This window comes from Streptomyces sp. NPDC048197 (genome assembly GCF_043202395.1).
Classification (GTDB): domain Bacteria; phylum Actinomycetota; class Actinomycetes; order Streptomycetales; family Streptomycetaceae; genus Streptomyces; species Streptomyces siderophoricus.
Map to the genome: position 1 here is coordinate 41,019 of NZ_JBIDAJ010000035.1, position 17,946 is coordinate 58,964.

General features: G+C 69.8%; 13 protein-coding genes. 9 read left to right on the forward strand and 4 right to left on the reverse strand.

Annotated features, from left to right (window positions below; translation table 11 throughout):
• Positions 1–91 precede the first annotated feature (91 nt).
• The 4 genes from ACGF4C_RS32135 (at position 92) to ACGF4C_RS32150 (ending at position 8,739) form a co-directional block, all read left to right on the forward strand.
• Positions 92–2,320, forward strand: coding sequence for a hypothetical protein (locus tag ACGF4C_RS32135; protein ID WP_393571047.1), 2,229 nt, complete (start codon positions 92–94; stop codon positions 2,318–2,320).
• A gap of 63 nt (positions 2,321–2,383) precedes the next feature.
• Positions 2,384–5,866, forward strand: coding sequence for a hypothetical protein (locus ACGF4C_RS32140; protein ID WP_393571049.1), 3,483 nt, complete (start codon positions 2,384–2,386; stop codon positions 5,864–5,866).
• 77 nt (positions 5,867–5,943) lie between these two features.
• Positions 5,944–7,563 (forward strand): hypothetical protein, encoded by a 1,620-nt coding sequence (locus tag ACGF4C_RS32145; protein WP_393571051.1) that lies wholly within the window; start codon positions 5,944–5,946, stop codon positions 7,561–7,563.
• Between the two features lie 342 nt (positions 7,564–7,905).
• Positions 7,906–8,739 (forward strand): PIG-L family deacetylase, encoded by an 834-nt coding sequence (locus ACGF4C_RS32150; protein ID WP_393571053.1) that lies wholly within the window; start codon positions 7,906–7,908, stop codon positions 8,737–8,739.
• A gap of 165 nt (positions 8,740–8,904) precedes the next feature.
• On the opposite strand, the gene ACGF4C_RS32155 is transcribed toward ACGF4C_RS32150, so the two are convergent.
• Complete coding sequence (locus ACGF4C_RS32155; RefSeq protein WP_393571055.1) at positions 8,905–9,519, reverse strand: TetR/AcrR family transcriptional regulator; 615 nt, start codon at positions 9,517–9,519, stop codon at positions 8,905–8,907.
• Positions 9,520–9,680: 161 nt separating this feature from the next.
• On the opposite strand from ACGF4C_RS32155, the gene ACGF4C_RS32160 reads away from it, so the two are divergent.
• Positions 9,681–11,147 carry an amidase gene (locus tag ACGF4C_RS32160; protein ID WP_393571057.1) on the forward strand — a complete coding sequence of 489 codons (1,467 nt, stop codon included), beginning with the start codon at positions 9,681–9,683 and terminating at the stop codon, positions 11,145–11,147.
• Positions 11,148–11,301: 154 nt separating this feature from the next.
• Positions 11,302–11,532 carry a hypothetical protein gene (locus ACGF4C_RS32165; protein ID WP_393571059.1) on the forward strand — a complete coding sequence of 77 codons (231 nt, stop codon included), beginning with the start codon at positions 11,302–11,304 and terminating at the stop codon, positions 11,530–11,532.
• Between the two features lie 88 nt (positions 11,533–11,620).
• Here ACGF4C_RS32165 and ACGF4C_RS32170 read toward each other — a convergent pair whose 3' ends face one another.
• A complete protein-coding gene (locus ACGF4C_RS32170; RefSeq protein WP_393571061.1) occupies positions 11,621–12,163 on the reverse strand; it encodes a hypothetical protein in 543 nt (180 codons plus the stop codon).
• Between the two features lie 254 nt (positions 12,164–12,417).
• Between ACGF4C_RS32170 and ACGF4C_RS32175 the strand changes: the two genes are divergently transcribed.
• Positions 12,418–13,023, forward strand: a complete 606-nt coding sequence (locus ACGF4C_RS32175) for an SMI1/KNR4 family protein (protein ID WP_393571063.1) — start codon at positions 12,418–12,420, stop codon at positions 13,021–13,023.
• Positions 13,024–13,135: 112 nt separating this feature from the next.
• Here the strand turns inward: ACGF4C_RS32175 and ACGF4C_RS32180 are convergent, their stop codons facing one another.
• Positions 13,136–14,092: an NAD-dependent epimerase/dehydratase family protein gene (locus ACGF4C_RS32180; protein ID WP_393571065.1), complete on the reverse strand. Its 957-nt coding sequence runs from the start codon at positions 14,090–14,092 to the stop codon at positions 13,136–13,138.
• A gap of 217 nt (positions 14,093–14,309) precedes the next feature.
• Here ACGF4C_RS32180 and ACGF4C_RS32185 point away from each other — a divergent pair, with 217 nt between their 5' ends.
• On the forward strand, positions 14,310–15,020 hold the full coding sequence (locus tag ACGF4C_RS32185) for a TetR/AcrR family transcriptional regulator (protein WP_393571067.1): 711 nt from the start codon (positions 14,310–14,312) through the stop codon (positions 15,018–15,020).
• Positions 15,021–15,799: 779 nt separating this feature from the next.
• The gene (locus ACGF4C_RS32190) at positions 15,800–16,906 is read left to right on the forward strand and encodes a hypothetical protein (RefSeq protein ID WP_393571069.1); all 1,107 of its coding nucleotides are present in this window, start codon (positions 15,800–15,802) and stop codon (positions 16,904–16,906) included.
• 247 nt (positions 16,907–17,153) lie between these two features.
• Here ACGF4C_RS32190 and ACGF4C_RS32195 read toward each other — a convergent pair whose 3' ends face one another.
• Positions 17,154–17,942, reverse strand: coding sequence for a LuxR C-terminal-related transcriptional regulator (locus ACGF4C_RS32195; protein WP_393571071.1), 789 nt, complete (start codon positions 17,940–17,942; stop codon positions 17,154–17,156).
• Positions 17,943–17,946 lie beyond the last annotated feature (4 nt).

Sequence of the window (17,946 nt, forward strand, 5' to 3'; positions counted from 1 at the left end):
GCCTGCTCCTCCCCTGCCGGCGTTCGTAGCTCCCTTGTCGAAAGGCACGCTCGTGACCACCACACCCGCCTCGGGGCCCCGGCCTTTCACCGTGCCCACGGCCACACACCGCACCCGGTTCTTCGACTACCGCATTCCCTCGCTGTACGCCGGCCGCTACGCAATCCACGACCGGCAGATCCTCAAGGACGTCGACGGCGGCGACCGGGTCATCGACGCCACACCGCAGCCGTTCGACGTCATCGAGCCGCGGTTCAGCATCGACCCGGCCGGGATCAACGCCCGCTTCCCGGCGCCCGATGCCGTCGGCACCTACAGCCAGATCCTTCCGCACATCAACCTCGACGCCCCCGGCCTGCCCTGGAACCGGCCGCTGGGCCCGGAATATCCGAAACCTGTACCGTCGGAACCCGGGGGTCCACACCCCGAACCTCCCGAAGCGGTGCCGTGGATGGCCCTGCTGCTGTTCCGGGAGGACGAGCTGCCCGAGGACCCCGACGCGGTCGGTTCGGTCACCGCCGGCACGGTCCGCGAGCTCCTCTGCTCGCAGCTGGGCCCCGGCCATCCACCCGCCCTGCCCTCGGAGAGCCTGCGGGAGGAGGAGTACGAGGAGCGTTGTGCGACGGTCCTGGTCCCCGCCGACCTGTTCGACAAGATCAAGCCCCTGCCCGTGGAGATGGGCTACCTCGCCCACGTCCGCGAGGGCGGTCGGCCTGATGCCACGGTGGCCGGGTCCGACCCGGCGCCGGACGAGAAGCAGCTCAACGGCGTTGTCATCGCCAACCGCTTCCCCGCCGCCGAGGGCGGCCGGCACGTGGTCCACCTCGTCTCCCTGGAAGGCTTCGGCCAGAACCTGACCGCCCCCGCCCCCGCCGAGGGCGTGCGCCTGGTCTCGCTCACGTCCTGGACGTTCACCACCGAGCCTGACTCCGGTATCGGCTTCGGTGACCTGGCCCAGCACCTGGCCACCACCGACGGTGTCACCCCGCGCGACACCGAAGAACTGCGGCTGCGCCTGCCGGTCACCGCCCCGGCGGACCCGTCCGCCCCTCAGCGCGAGGCCCTCGACCGTATGGCGGGCGGCGCCGTCGCCCTGCCGCAGCGTCTGGAGACGGGCGAGCGCACCGTCGCGTTCCACCGCGGACCGCTCACCGCCCGGCCCGCCCGCGAGCTGCCCCCGCCCGGTTCCGGTGCCGTCCGGCTGGAATCGTCCGGCGAGGCGTTGATCTACCTGGAGAAGTACGGCGTCTTCGACACCGCCTACGCGGGCGCGTTCGCTGCCGGGCGCCTGCTGGCCCTGTCCGACGCCGAGTTCCGCGCCGGTCTGCTTGAGTTCCGGTCCGCCGCCCGTTCCGCGGTGCGCCGTCTGGCCTCCCATCCCCAGCTGGCCGGCACCGTGGTCACGGCCCGGCAGCTCACCGCGCCGCTGGCCTTCGAAGCCTTCGACCACATGCTCCTCGACGAGGACGCCACCCGCTTCGCCCGTGCCGTGGACCAGGCCGGCCCACAGCTGCGTGCCGGCCTGCGCCGTACTGTCACCGCCAGCGCCCGGCCGCCACGCACCGCGGCCGACCTGCGGGCCCTCGTAGGCCAGCCGGGCATCGCCAACCTCCTCACCCGGGCCGCCGGTGACCGGTTGAGTACCGTGGCCGGCTGGCTGGACCGGCTGCGACGCCTGGAAATGCTGGGCTTCGAGCATCTGGTACCGGACAGCCGGATGCTCCCGGAGGAGTCCATCCGCTTCGCCTACGTAGACCCCGACTGGGTCCGCGCCGCCGTGGACGGTGCCCTCAGTGTCGGCGTCGGCCACGCCCTGGACGCCGACCTCAACAACCTGGCCACCAGCGGCGGCCCGGTACCGGCCTGCGCCGTACTGATCCGGTCCGCCCTGGTACCCCAGTGGCCCCAGGCCGTCATCACCGCCTATCGGGGCACCGGCGTCGTCGAACCGCTGCGCAGCACCGTCTACGGCACCGACATCCGGCTGCTGCTCTACCCGCAGGTGATCGACCGGTTCGAACTGTGTGAGCCGCCGCGCGGCATCTGCTTCGGCATCGGCGATGTCGGCACGATCGAACTGCGCGAGATCAGCGGTGACCGCATCGGCTACCCCAAGGGCGAGTTCCCGCGGCCGGCCGGCTTCAGCCGCTTTCTGCGCCCCGGCGATGCGGACGTCCTCAACGCGCACGGCGACGGGGACGCACTGGTCCCCGCGCTGGCCGACGCTCACGGCATCGAGGCCGAGGAGTTCTCCCCCGCGTACTTCGCCCTGCAGATGATCAACGCTCCGCAGGCACAGAACTTCTCCTACCGGCTCTGACCGGCACCCGCCACACCCTCACCCGCAGCCACGCCGCGCCGTTCATGAAAGGACCGACGGCCCATGTCCGTGGACAACACCCTGGTCGTGCCGGTCGAGGTGGCCGCCCTCGCCGTCAACCGGCAGACCCGCGACACCGGAAGCCATCACGTCATCCAGCGCTGGAACACCAACTTCAAAGGCATCGGGCAGGGCGAGGAGCCGGAGCCGAGGCCCTTCGACGGACTCGAGACGTGGACCGGCCGCGAAGACCGCCTCGGCGTCTATCTCCAGTGGGAACTGCCCGCCGCGCTCACCCGCGGCCGGCACGACGACGAGGAAGGCGTCGGTGGCTTTCCCCTCGTCCCCAACCGCTGGCTGGTCGTCCGTCACGCGCACAGCACCGGCACACTCAAAGCCTGGATCGTCGAAAGCGACTACCTGGACGAGAAAAACGGCACCGTGTCCTTCCAGGATCCGCACGGCGACGAGCCGAAAGCGACCCTCATCGGCAAGTGCCACGAGCTGTCCGGACCCTGGCGGCATCCCGACAACCCGCGGACCCCGTTCCTGACCGCGATCGGGCCCGGCCTGCTCACCTTCTCCGTCTTCCAGCCCTACAACACCAACGTCTTCTCCCTGCACGACACCCTGGACGACCTCGCCGCCGAGCAGGAACAGCTGAGCTACTTCGTCGCCGGCTGGTACTCCGACCCGGCAAGCGACATCCTCGCCGGCCCCGAGGGACTCCCCGAGCACCTCGCCCCACTCCTGCGGCGTCTGGAATGGACCCAGCCGGCCGGCTCCGGCAGCCAGATCCGTTCCTCCGTCTACACCGGCACCGTCCTCGGCCTGGACTGGAACCTGGCCGGCCCGGTCCCCGGCCCTCCCTGCCCCCGCCGCGAGGACATCACCGTGATGGTCGCCAACACCATGTCCGAGGCGGCCGCGGAACTCGGAACCCAGGCGGACGGCGAAGGGGGCTTCTCCGCAGCCGAAGCCGACCTCTTCCGCGCCTTCCTGCTCGGCGGCATCGAGGGACTGGAAGAACGTGACCGTCCCGAAGCGGACATCCTCACCGACCGCCGCGCCCACGACACCGCCTTCGGCCCGGTCCCCGGAGGCTACCGCTGGTTCATCGGCGAACGCGGCGACGACCCCGGCCACATCCCCGCACCCGACGTCGTCGCCGCCCGCCGCTCCGCCCGCGTCGCCGAGGCCGACACCGTTGCCGAACTCAACCGGATGCAGGCCGAACACGACGCCACCGAAGCCGAATTCGACGCCGCCCGCGAACGCCTCTACCACCTGTGGTGGCTCAGCCGCCGCGAAGACCAGTCCGAGGAGTTCCGCGAACGCGTCCCCGGAACGGACGAAGGCGAACTCGACCTCGCCGATCCCGACGGTGCGGCCGGCCAGGTCATCGCCCTCGCCCAGCGCCTGGCCGAGCAGCGCCGCGCCCTGCCCTGGGGCAAGACCGAAGCGGACCTGGCCGCCAGTATCGATGCCCTCTACTCCCCATACGGCTCACGCGCCGACCGGCGGCTGATCCGCGTGCCCGCCCAGGACTACGAGTACTCCGCAGACCCCGTGCTCGCCCTGCAAGGCGCTCAACTGCACGCCCCGCTCACCCGCGACACCCCGCTGCCCTGTCGGACCCCCGACCGGCTGGTCACCCGCGCATCCGGCCTCACCACCAGCGACGTCGCCGACCTCGTCGCCCAGGTGAACCTCAGCCACCTGCCCCCCTGTTTCCACGCGCTGCTGACCGAATTCCTCATCCTCGACCGCGCCCTGGCCACCACCGGCCAGATCCGCGACGTCACCGGCACGCTGCCCGAGTACGGCACCGACGCTTGGGAGATGCCCTGGCAGCCGCTGTATCTGATGTGGAAGGCCGAGTACTTTCCCCTGCCGTTCCGCGACGGCGCCACCGCGCACTGGGAGTTCATCGAACGCTCCCGCTACCAGTGGCAGGGCACCGGCACCCCCGGCACACCGCTGACGATCTCCGGACGGCAGATCCTCACCCCCGCCGCCGGACACGCCCTCGACGGCGCCCTCACCGCCTATGCCCGCGTCCGCGACCAGCTCCCGGCCGACAGCATCCAGCACCTGCACGCCAAGGTGCGCAGCACCGACCTGCTCTCACAGACCCTCGACGGCTTCGGCGCCGCCATCGCCCAACGCCGGCCCGGCTCCGGCCTGCAACCCACCGGACCCATCGCCGACCTCGTCGGCAACGGCAACCACCCCCCGCCGGACCCCGGCGGCCTCCCGTCCAGCGACTGGGATCCATGGCCCGAATCGACCTTCCAGGAACTGCGCGCCGGACAACTCGCCTTCCACGAACTATCCGTCGTCGACCGCTTCGGCCGCGCCGTCAACCTCATCGGCCAGGCCGGCCACTTCCGGCCCGAAATGCCCCGCACCATGCGGCCCGCCCACCCCGTCAGCGGCCACGACAGCGAACGCCTCGTCGAACTCTCCCCCCGCCTCCTCCAGCCGGCCCGGCTCAGCTTCTCCTTCCTCTCCGCCACCGACGACGACATCGACCTCATCCCCGGCGCCAACCCCGTCTGCGCCTGGCTGCTGCACAACCGCCTCGACCGCTCCCTCGTCGTCCACGCCCCCGACGGCACCTCGCTCGGCGAACTACGCGTCACCCTCACCACCGACGACCGGCGCGCGGTCTCCTGGAGCGCACTGCCCGGCTCTCCGCTCGCTGACTTCGACCAGCTGGAGGACTTCTCCCCGCACACCTACCGGCTGCTCAGCGCCATCAAGTCCGGTGGCCCGCAAACCTTCGACGCGTTCCGCGCCACCGTCGACCAGGCCCTGCACACCATCGACCCCGACGGACCGGCCGACCCCGGACTCGGCTTCCTCCTCGGCCGGCCCCTCGCCCTGGTCCGCACCCGCCTCACCCTGCAACTGCACGGCCCCCTGCGCACCGACGTCAGCTGGCAGAACCTCTTCGACCCACCCGAGCCGGAACTCCCCCGATATCCCTGGACGATCCGCCTCGGCGAAGCCCGGCAGACCGACGACGGCCTCGTCGGCTACGTCCTCGCCGGCGACTACGACCACTTCGAAACCGTCATCGATCCCGTCGCGGGCAGCGGCGGCTACCTGCGGCCGATCGGCGACAAACCCAGCCTGGAACTGGACTTCGGTGACCACAACACCACCGTCGCCACCGTGCTGTGCGACCCACGCGCCGCAGTCCACGCCACCACCGACATCCTCGCCACCAAACGCGTCTTCGTCCCCCAGGAATTCACCGACCAAGCCATCGCCCGCATGACCGTGAACTTCCGCACCGGCCCCCTCCTGGCCGGCACCACCGAACTACTGGGCTCCGAGGGCCAGGTGCGGGAGACCGTGCTCATGCCCGCACCGACCGGCATCACCGGCACCTGGACCTGGACCGAGAAGCGCGGCACCACCTGGGAGAACCTGCCGATCCTCACCCAGGATCCGCACGATCTGCCCCTCGCCGGACCCGAAGTCCGCTCCGGCCACCTCACCCTCGGCGACGCCGTCGCCCACACCGCCGAGAGCTGACCCCACCGCCGGACCCGGTGCCGCGCCGGCAGCCGGCCCCGGCGCGGCACACACCCCTCGACCCGAGGAGCATCCTCATGGCTCTGGTCTCCCCCACCCGCACCACGGACGCCCCCGACCGTGAACCCCTGCTGTCCTACGCGCTCACCACCGACCCCGACCCGCTCAAGGCGTCCGAGGAGAACCCCTCGACGCCGGAGGAGAAGGGCGAGCTGATCATCGTCGGCTCGCGGCGCCACCGCGACCCGGCCGATGTGGAACGGATCAAGGTGAAGGTGCCGGCCGGGACGCTGTCACCGGACCTGGCCACCAACCTGTCCAGCGCCACCGCACGGATCAGCCTCGACCGCTGGACCGGCACGCTGAACGAGTCCTCGGACGAGTTCGTCTTCACCCCGGCAGGGAGCTACGAAACGATCGGGCCCGACACCGGATTCACCATCCAGCTGTCCCAGATCCCGATCAGCCGCAAGGTCGGCACCGCACCGATCACCGTAACCGAATACTCCCGCACCAGCGGGAACGCCTTCCCGGCCCGCTCCACCACATTCGACGTCGGCAAATTCCCGGCCGATTTCTACCTGCGCGAATTCATCGCCGAGCCACTTGTCATCGACAACGGCGGCGAGGTCACCCTGACCTGGAAACGCTCCACCAATGCCACATATGAACTGCTCTACGGGGACACCAGCCTCAACGTCACCAACGAAACCACCCGCACGATCACCAACGTCACCTCCGACACCACCTTCTACCTGCGCGGCACCACCAGCAGCGACCCCACCAACCCCGTCACCCGCATCCTCACCACCCAGGTCACCGTCCGGAGACCCGACCTCGACGTCGGCAACCTCACCGTCAATGGGCAGACCCTCTTCCACAACAGTGTCCGCGCGATCTCCGACGTGACGGTCACCGGCGGCATGAACGTCGAAGGCGCACTCACCGCCGACGGCACGCTCACCGCGAACGGTGACGTCAACGCCGTCACGGTCGGCAAGACCGTCCGGGTCGCCGACCTCCGCGGCCCCGCCGGCACACCCCTCAAGATCAACAGTCATGTCAACGTCCTGACCGGCAACAACGTCACCATAGGCGGCGCACTCACCGCCAACGGCACACTCACCGCCAACGGCGACGTCAACGCCGTCGCAGCCGGCAAGACCGTCCGGGTCGCCGACCTCCGCGGCCCCGCCGGCACACCCCTCAAGATCAACAGTCACGTCGACGTCCTGACCGGCAACAACGTCACCATCGGCGGCAGCGCGACGGTCGTGGGCACTCTGGTCGCCGGAGGAGCCGTGCAGTTCGCGACCGCCCTGTTCAGCGCGCGGCCCACGAGGCAGAACTACCCGAGGGGAACAAACAAGCCCGGCGAAGGCAACAAATGGACCATGACCGCCGCCAAGGATGGCTTCCTTGTGGTCGAGGCCGCGAGTCACCAGTGGTTCAGTGACGACGAAATGCACGGGCGCAAGCACCGGATCTTTGTCAGCACTCCGGGGATCACGTACTACTTCGACCTAGTCGCACGCGGGAAGAAGACCCAGCAGGATTCTCAGGGAATCTGGGGAAACACGTCGGTCCCGCTGGCGAAAGGCTCCCACGTCTCCGTATGGATCACCGACGTCGACAATGCGGGAAGCACGAAGGAGTGGGTGGCGATGAACATCTGCTGGTACACACTCGGCGCGTGACACGGCAGGGTCAGGTCACGAACGCGATGAGGGCGCCGGGCAGGAGGGCGGCCACGGCAGTTCGCGGCAGTCGGCGGGCTGCCTACTCACACAAGACGCCTCCACGGAACGGCAGTTCACGCCCTTACCTCGGTCGCGTGACAACCCGAAGCCTGGAAGGCCATCGCCGCGCCGGGAACAGCCAGGCCGGTCGGCACGGTTGCATCGACCGAGGGACCGGCGCCGCCGGGCGGGGAACACGGAGACCACCAGGTCGTCCGCCCCACCAGGATCCGGTCCCAGGATCGCGGTACACCCGCCGCGCACCCGGAACACGACGTATTTCCGCAGGAGGACTGTTTCATGACTGACCGGCCCTTGACGCTCATGGCAGTGCACGCCCACCCCGACGACGAGGCCACCGGAACCGGAGGGGTCCTGGCGCGGTACGCGGCGGAGGGCATCCGCACGGTTCTCGTGACGTGTACCGACGGCGGTTGCGGTGACGGGCCAGGGGGTGCCAAGCCGGGCGACCCCGGGCACGATCCGGCGGCCGTCGCCTTGATGCGCCGTCAAGAACTCGAGGCGAGCTGTGAAGCCCTGAAGATCAGCGATCTGGAAATGCTGGACTATGCCGACTCCGGGATGATCGGCTGGCCGAGCAACGACGCCCCCGGATCCTTCTGGCAGACCCCCGTGGAGGAAGGCGCCGCCCGACTCGCGGAACTCATGCGGCACTACCGGCCCGATGTGGTCGTCACCTATGACGAGAACGGCTTCTACGGCCACCCCGACCACATCCAGGCCCACCGCATCACGATGGCCGCGCTGGAGATGACCGCGCTGACACCGAAGGTGTACTGGACGACGATGCCCCGCTCGATGATGCAGCGGTTCTCGCAGACCATGCGCGAGTTCCAGGAGGACATGCCGGAGCCGGATCCTGCCGAGGCCGCCGCGATGGCCGAGATCGGCCTCCCCGACGATGAGATCACCACGTGGGTGGACACCACCGCATTCAGCGGCCAGAAGTTCGATGCCCTGGCCGCGCACGCCAGTCAGGGCGAGAACATCTTCTTCCTCAAGATGGGCAAGGAACGGTTCGGCGAGTTGATGGGCATGGAGACCTTCGTACGTGTCCAGGACGCCACCGGCACGGCCATACCCGAGAACGATCTCTTCGCCGGACTGCGCTGATCCGACCGTCCGACCGAGGCCGGAAGGGGCTCCTGGTCCCGGTCCCTCGCTCGCGCGGAGACGGGCGCCCCGGTATAGCCCATAGGGTTCGCTGCGCGTAGAAGCCCCGCCGGAGCATTCCGGCGGGGCTTCTCGTCTCACGGGCGGCACGTGAGACGGACGCCGCTACCCACAACCCTTTGCGCCGTGCCAGGCCAGCAGCGACTCGACGAAGGTGGTGAGCCGTTCGGCGATCTGGTCCACGCTGCCGTTCTGTGCGCTCACCTGCGCTCCCTCCAGGGCGAAGGTGAGCTCCGCTGCGGCCCCTTCGGGATCGGTGAGTTCGGCGGCGGTGCACATGGCGGTGAGACGGCGGAGTTGCCGCGCCTTGTGCGCTTCGATCACCTGGCGCGCGGGATGGTTGCGATCGGGCAGTTCAGCAAGGGAGTTGACGAAGGGGCAGCCGCGGTGCGAAAGCGTCGACAGGGTGTCGGCGACGAATGCGGCCACGCCCTTGATCTGTGCCCGGGGGTCGTCCGGCCACCGTTCCTCGATCGTGTCGAACGCCGAGACGTAATCGGCCGCGACGATCCGCAGCCACTGCGCCACCAGTTCGTCCTTGGTGCCGAAGTGCCGATACAGCGCGGCTTTGGTGGTCCCTGCCCTCTCCGCGACGGCCTGGACGCCGACCCCCCTGATGCCCTCGGAGTGGAAAAGCTCCTCAGCCGCATCGAGGATGCGCTCGCGGGGCGGCAAGGTGGCCACCCGCTCCGCACGGCCCGGCCGCACCGTCTCCGTCATGCCCGATCCTCCCGACTCCCCGACCCGCTCTCCACGTCTTGCCCTGAGCGCCTTTTCGGCTGCGTCCCTCTCACGCTACGGTACCGGACAGTCCCGCACGATACCGATCGGTATCGCATGGGACTGCTCGGTATCGCATGTCGCAAGGCAGAGGAGTTCTCGTGAAACTGTCGGAGTACGTGACCTATGACGCCGTCGGGCTGGCCGAGTTGGTCGCCCGCGGTGAGGTGACCGGCGCCGAACTAGAGGCGGCCGCGCTGGAGGCGGTCGCCGCCGTCAATCCGCTGATCAACGCGGTCGTGGAGACCTGGCCGGCGGAGCGTGCGGAGGAGTTGGAGGAGGAGAAGGAGGGGGCCGGCGAGGGGGCGCCGTTGGCCGGGGTGCCCTTTCTGGTCAAGGATCTGGGTGTGTCGATGGCGGGCAAGCGGATGGAGCTGGGCAGTCGGCTGGCCAAGGGCAACGTCGCGTCGGCGGACTCGTATCTGATGCGGCGCTTCCGGGAGAGCGGACTGGCGACCATCGGCCGCACCACGACCCCCGAGTTCGCCTACGGCATCACCACCGAGGCCGTGCTGTACGAGCCGACCCGCAACCCCTGGGACCTCGACCGCTCGCCGGGCGGCTCCAGCGGCGGGTCAGCGGCCGCGGTCGCGGCCGGTATCGTGCCGATCGCGCACGGCACGGACGCGGCGGGCTCGATCCGCATCCCGGCCGCCAGCACCGGCCTGTTCGGGCTGAAGCCCACCCGGGGCCGGGTGTCCATGGGGCCCGATGTCGACGAGATCTTCAACGGCCTGGCCGTACAGGGCGGCATCAGCCGCACGGTGCGCGACAGCGCGGCGCTGCTCGACCGGATCCAGGGCCCGGAGAGCGGCGACCCGTACTTCGCCGCACCGCCCGACCGCCCCTACTCCGAGGAGATCACCCGCGCCCCGGGCCGTCTGCGCGTCGGCGTCATCGCCCAGGGCGGCGGCCGTCGCCGCACCGAGGGCCCGGTGCTCGACGCGCTGTCCCGCACCGCGGAACTCCTCGCCTCGCTCGGCCACCACGTACAGGAGGCCACCCTTGATCCAGGGGTCGGCTGGGAGCAATTCGTAGGGGCCAACGCCCGGCTCTGGACGGCCAATCTGGTCCCCTGGCTCGATGCCCTGGCCGCCGCCTCCGGCCGGCCCATCGATCCGTCCACCGTCCAGACCGAGATGCTCGCCAGCTACGCCTGGGGCCGCCAGGTCACCGGCGCCGACTTCGTCAGCGCACTCGGCGTACGCAACACCGTCGCCCGCAGCATCGGCCGCCATTTCGACCACTACGACGTACTGCTCACCCCCACCCTTCCCGAACTGCCGCCGCGCCTGGGCGTCTACGCCGAGGCCGTCGAGGAGCTCGATGGCCTCGGCTGGATCGACCGGCTCTTCGACCGATCCCCCTTCACCGCCTGCTTCAACGTCGCCGGAACTCCGGCGATGTCCGTACCGCTGACGGCCGACCCCGCCACCGGACTGCCCATAGGCATGCAATTCGCCGCCGCCTACGGACGGGAGGACACCCTCTTCCGCCTCGCCGCCCAGCTCGAAGAGGCTGCCCCGTGGTCCCACCGCACGCCCGCTGTCTGGGCCGGCTCCCACTGATCATGCGCTGGCCTCGCCGCAGATGTCTCCGCGTGCTCACCGCCGGCCAGTCCTGGTCCGGACATCAGGTGAAATACCCCCTTGTCCCGAATTGGGGGGTTGCGTGTATCGTCCCCAGAGGCAGTTCCCGCACGCGATGGGACTGGGAGACATGATGAAGAAGATCATTGCCATAGCGTTCATCACCGCACTGCTCAGCGCCGGAGGCGCCGGCATCGCCTCCGCGGCCACGGCGTCGCCCGGGTCCACGCCGAATCAGGGCACCCTCACCACGACGTTCCACTGTCCAGCCCCGCGTGGCACCTTCACGATCACGGCCGACCCATGGGTGATGGGCCAGTACGAGTGGTACTACGGCGGGCAAGGCTGCACGTACGCGTCGTAGTCGATCGGCTCTCCCTCATGGCGCCGGCCGGTGTCGCGCGGAGCGGGTTCCGGCGCTGACAGCCTCATCACCCTCAGCCTTCATCCCCTCAGTCCTCGCCGGTGACGACGATGACCACGGCATGGCCGTTGCCGATGCCGACGACGGCCGCATCGAAGGTGGCCTCGGTGACCGGCGCCCACGAGACGTTGCCGTTGGCGCCCTCCCGGTAGGCGGCGTAGCCGTTGGCGCGCCAGTCGGCGTCCGGGCCGAGCAGGGCGATCAGCCCGTTGGCGAGGGCGTCGGCCACGGGGCGCATCGGGCCGTCGTGGCTCGGGTGGACGAGCTCGCGGATGAGTGTGGCCGCTATCCAGGACGACAGTTGGTCCGGGGGGATCCGGATGCCCAGGGCGGACTCCATCTGCTGCGGGTTCCGTGGGCCGCCGTGCCCGTGCTTGCAGTGGCCGCAGTGCGGCGCGAGCAACCCGGTGGGCGCCAGGACGTCCCAGCACAGCTGTCCATGATTGCGGCCGTCGTCCGGCCCGTGGTGGACGATCCGGTCCGCGTACTCGGCCCACTCGGCCAGCCACATGCCGAGGTCCGCGTCCGGCCCCAGGTCGTACGGCTGAGGCGGCTCGAATGACAGATTCACGACTTTCCTCCCCCTGTTCCGCAACCTTATTCGAGCTGTTGGGAACGGGAGCACGGTGGTGGGGTGTCTTGAACCGCAGCGTTGCAGCCGTGCCGAGCCGGCCGAGGAACCCCGGGCGGCCAGGCGGTCAGGCGGGCAGGCGGGCAGGCGGGCAGGCGGGCAGGCGGGCAGGCAGTGGATGTCAGACCTATGTGCTGTCGTTGGCGCAGTACGCAGTGATGTTCGGCCATGTATGCGACACGAAAGGGCAGTGCATGGACCACGAAGAGTGGCGACCGTTCCTCAAACTCTGGAGCGAGGAGTGGATCGTCGGGCACGACCCCGAGCGGGACGCGCCCTTGCATGACGAGGTCGTACGGGGCGGCTGGCTCGGGTTCGCCCCGGCGAGTGGGGATGACGTTGTGGCAGCCGAGGCGCGCCTGGGCCGGAGGTTGCCGCCCTCGCTCCGCGAGTTCCTGCTGACCACCAACGGGTGGCGGGACGCGGGGAATTTCATTTACCGGCTCGCGGGCACCTCCGAGCTCGCCTGGCTGGCCGATACCGACGAGGGCTCCAGCTGGATCGATGCTTATAGCGAGACGGAGTTCGCCGACGAGGAGGAAGGCGAAGAGCCTGAGGGCGACATCCTCGCCCGTTCCCTGTGCCTCTCGCTCGAAGGCGACGCCGCGGTCATGCTCCTCGACCCGGAGGACGTCGACGAGCGCGGTGAATGGGCCGGATACTGGCTCGCCTCGTGGTCAGGGCGGGGACCGGAACGCTTCGATTCCTTCTACGACCTGATGCACCACCAGTACACCTCGTTCCTCGGACTCCGCCGGCCGGAGGTCGAGAGCGGAAGCGGGAGCGGGAGCGGGTCATGAGCGAAGCCGAAGCCGACGCCGAATCGCAGCCGCAGCCCCAGCCCCAGTGAGGGAGTGAGCCGCCGGCCGGGGGCCGGCCACTCCAGGGACGCCACCGGCCGGCCGCGGACCGTCAGTTCCGTGCGCCGGCCAGCAGCGTGCGGTACCAGCCGAGCGTGTCGTCGAGTGTCGCTTCCAGTGGTGCCGGACGGTGGCCGAAGGACCGCTCGAACGCCGAGGAGTCCACGATCTGCGGCTCGGTGTGCTGGTAGAACATCTCCGCGTACTCGTCCATGAAGGTCGCGTCGAACGGGCCGAAGGGGCGGGGCTCGGTGAGCACCACCCGCCGCAGCGGTCGGCCCACCCGTTCCTCGATCATCGAGTGGATCTCGCGGGTCGTACGGGCGGGCGCGGTCGGCAGGTGCCACACCCGGCCGTCGCCTTCCGGGTCTTCGCCGAGGACGGCCAGCCCCTTCGCCACATCCTGGATGGCCGTGTAGCTGTGCGGGAGGTCGATGTCGCCCAGCCCGAGGACCTCACCGCCGGTCAGCGCGGGCGGGAAAACCGCGCCGCCCAGCGTCGAGTTGAGCACGCCGGGGCCGACGAAGTCGGCCGACCGGCCGAGGACGACACGGGCCTGCCCCGCACGGTGCGCGGCAAGGTATGCCTCGTCCAGCCGTGCCCGCATCACTCCCTTGCGGCTCGTCGCGCGCCAGGGGGTGTCCTCCGTCATCACCTCGCCCTGCGTCGGGCCGTACGGATACAGCGTGTCCAGGACGACCAGCCGAGCCCCCGTGGTCCCGACGGCAGCCAGCACCGCCTGCTGGACCCGGGGCATGACCTCGGTCTGCTGGTGATAGGCGACGTTCACGCAGTGGTACACGACAGCGGCGCCCTCGACGGCGGCCAACGCCCCGTCGTGCGTACTCACATCGGCGGCACGGCACTGCACGCCGTCGGGCGCACCTTGCGGCGCGGAGCGGCTGACCAGCCGTACGGGGTGCCCCCGGCGGGCGAGCTCGGCGGCGAGCGTGATGCCGGCCGGACCGGCACCCAGAACGGCATGGAGGCGACGTGCTGCAGCAGACATGGCGGTTCCTTCACTGCGGGACGGCGGGTGGAGGGGGTCGATCGGATCGATCGGATCGGAGGCGGGTGAAGACGGTGGGGCAGGTTGTCGCTTCACCGCATCGCTTCTGTTAGAGACCATAACTCTTGCGAGTCATCATCGCAATCGAAGTGGTGGATACGATGAGCGAGGACCGCTCACCCATGCCGTCCGCCACGCCGCAACACAGGAGGAGCACATGGCCGCCGAGGTGCGAAGCCCCCGAGCGCGCTACCGCGAGCAGAACCGTGCGGAGATCAAGGCGGCCGCGCTGCAGCAGCTCGCCGAGGGCGGCATCCAGGCCGTGGCACTCACCCGGATCGCCAAGGACATGGGGCTGTCCGGACCGGCCCTCTACCGCTACTTCGCGGGCCGGGACGACCTGCTGGGCGAGCTGATCCGGGACGCCTACGACGACGTGGCGCAAGCCATCGCGCGGGCCGACGACGCCTCCGCCGGGGACGCGCGGGCCACCCTGCACGCCCTTGCCGGCGCCTACCGGAGCTGGGCCGTCGAACAGCCGCACCGCTATCTCCTGATCCAGGGAACGCCGCTCCCCGGTTACGCGGCTCCGCCCGACACGCTCCAGCGTGCGCGGGCAGTCCTGGGACCGTTCCTGAAGGCGTTCGCCGCCGGCCGGCCCACCGAAGCGCTACGGCCGGTCGCCGCCGAGATGGACGCCTGGCTCCGCAAGGACGAGGGCGTCGCCGACTGGGTGGCGCAGCACACCGGGCTGCCGCCGCACGGCAAGGCTGCGGGCGCCGCCCTCGCCGGTACGGTGCTGGCCTGGTCGCAGCTGCACGGCACGGTCGGCCTGGAGGTGTCCGGCCAGTACGCCGGGATGGGGCACCACGCATCGACCTTGCTCACCGCGCAGATCGACACCCTGGCCGACTCCTTCCGGCTCTAGACGGACGACCGCCACCCGCAGATCTGGCCTTGTCCGCGTGGGCCGCCCGGCACCGTAGAGGACGCGCGGGCCTTGACCGCCGAGCCCTTGGCGCGTTGTGCATCCGGGCGATCCGCACCGGCCCGCCGCCGGGCTCGCGCCGATGGAGACCTTGCGCCACTCGGAGTGGCCGAGGAACTCAAGGTGCCGCAACGCCGCTGGAACAACCCGCCGGCGGCATCCTCGACTGCGCCGGAAGTCCTCCGCCGGAGGATCTGCGCCCCCACCTGCCGCGGGCTGACCGCAGGTCACCACGGCCCGGCGCCCTGAATCGCCAGCTTCCTCCGTCAGTTGGGGGATGTTACGTCGGCTGCCCGCGCCTACGTTGACGGTGCCACGGTGGCCTGGGCACACGGGGGTGAACCGGTGCCCGGCCAAGGCCTTCGGCGACGACGCCCGGCGCCCGGGGCCGCGAACGCCTCCGCGGTACCGGCGGTCCCGGTTACCGCGCCGGGAATCGCGCAACAAGCGGCAGCCCGCATCACACCGGATGCATAACCGTCTGTTGCGCGGTCGCCTCGGCGTCAGGTGGTCGCAGCGCCGGAAGCACGAAGAAACAGGCGAAAGGGAAATGTCTCATGCCCACTGAACGAGTCCCACGAAATGCGACGCGAAGGATACCTGCGTTCCTTGCCGTTGCACTCACCATGCCGCTGTCACTGCTGGCTGCCACGCCGGCTCAGGCAGAGGACCCCTCGTGCGACAAGAGTTCCCACACCGGATGCCTGACCATCTCCGTCGTGCACCACGAAAGCATGATGGGGCGGGACAATCCCCGGGACCCGAATGGCACCGTCGATCTGCAAAATGACGGCTCAGCGGACAGCAATGACCTCGTCATGCGGACCACTGACACCGTGCCGAGCGATCAGTGGAGCTTCAAGCCCAATCCCAACAACGACGGCAGTTTCCAAATCTCCAACAACATCCCCAGCAAGACCGGCTGCGCCGAAGTCGACGGCAATGGCTACCTCACCATGTCGAGCACCTGCGACGCCAAAAACAAGAAGCAGCTGTTCTACGCCCAACCGGTCACCAACACCGAGCCCAACACCTACCTGATTCGGCGCGTCGACGACGACGAATGCGTCACCACGAAGTTCAGCGACCCCCCCTTGGGCGACTTCCAGCAGATGGGTTCCGTGGGGTGCGCCCCGGGAGCGGGCGACAACAGCGTGGGAGCCCACAATGAGCAGTGGACCGTGACTGCGTCCCCCGGTGACGGCGCAACCGGCCCGACCGTCGATGACCTGGCGACGCAGTACGCGCTGACCCAGCACAACAACAACTCGGGCGTCATCACGGCGAGTTCGTACACCATCACCGATGACTCCAAGCCCGCCTATCTCGGGCCCTACCAGCTCGTTTCCACATCGAGTGCCGAGCAGGGTTCCTCCCCGGTCTGCAAGAACTCCAGCACTGCCGGCAACGCGAGCTGCTCCATGGACTGGTCGCAGTCCACAGCGGACACGATCGGCCAATCAGACAGCCTCGGCGTGAACATCACGCTCGGACCGGGATCAGAGGCCAAGAGTCCGCTGAAGGCCGACGCCCAGATCGGATACCAACACACCTGGACCGAGAGTCAGACCACCACTGAGGCATCGGGCACCAGGTTCACGATAGATGTTCCGCCCGGCCAGACGGCGTGGGTGGCGCGTGCCTTGGCGCTCAAGGAAACCACCGGCGACTGGACGTTCAGCAACGATGTCGGGTCGACGTGGACGCACCACATGACCGTCACCATGCCGGTGGAGGGCGTCGACAACGTTCACAGCGTCATCACCAAATGCAGCACGGACTCCACGGACCCCGCCTGCCAGTCCACCAAGCCCGCCGGGGTGTAGTCAGCTGGAGCGAGTCGCCCGTGCGGAGCGAGCCCGGTCATCCGTCGCTGGCGAATGCGCGAAAGGCTCCTTGCCCAGCCGTGCGACCAGTGCACTGAGGGCAAGCTGAAGAGGCCGGTTGCGCCCACCAGGCACGTGGTCGGTGGCTCGGCGGGCTGATGGGTCCCGGCTGCCTCGGACATCCGAGGCAGCCGGGATCGGTGTGTGCCGGCGCGAGGCGTTCGGTCCGTACGCCGGCGGATTCGCGTCAGGGGGAAGGTTCGATTCCCCACGTGGCGGCCCGGGCTGCGGCGGCCGCGCGGTTGGGGACGTCGAGCTTGGTGAGGATGTGCTCGATGTGGGTGGCGACGGTGCGCGGTGTGATGTAGAGGCGTTCGGCGATTTCGCGGTTGGTGCGGCCGGTGGTCAGTTCGGCCAGCACCTGGAGTTCCCGTGGTGAGAGGCCGCCCGGCCGCCGCGGGTCCAGGCGCTGCGGATCGGCGGCGGCGTGGTCCGCGGCGGTCTCCTGGGGCCCGGGGGTCGTGCGGGGGGCGACGGCGGCGGCGAGGGACTCGGTGAGGAGGGTGACCACGGCGCGTGCCGGGTCGGGTGTGCGCCGCGGTCGGCGGGTGCTGACGTTCAGCATGCCGACGTACCGGCCGTCGGCGTCGAACAGGCACTGGGCGACCCCGTCCTGGATGCCGAGCGGAGACAGCACCTCCAGAAAGCCCGGCGAGGCTGCCAGGAGGTGCCTGGGAACGTCCCGCAGCCAGAGACCGCCTCGGGCCGGGCTGTGGAGGACCGGGAAGACCGGGTCGTGGTGGAGGCGGGTCTCGATGTACGTCGTGGCGTCGTCCGGGTAGCTGCCGGCCAGGGTGGTGTGGCGCCGGCGCAGCGGGTCCCACCGGGTCAGGGAGGCATGGTCGTATTCCATGACCTCCGACAGCGCCGCCAGGACCGCGTCGAGGCCGGCCGCGCCGCTCGTGGCGCTCCTGGCGGCCTGGCGGACGTGCACGGCCGCGTCCAGGATGTCTGCCGTGCTCCGGTTCGCTGCCATCCTC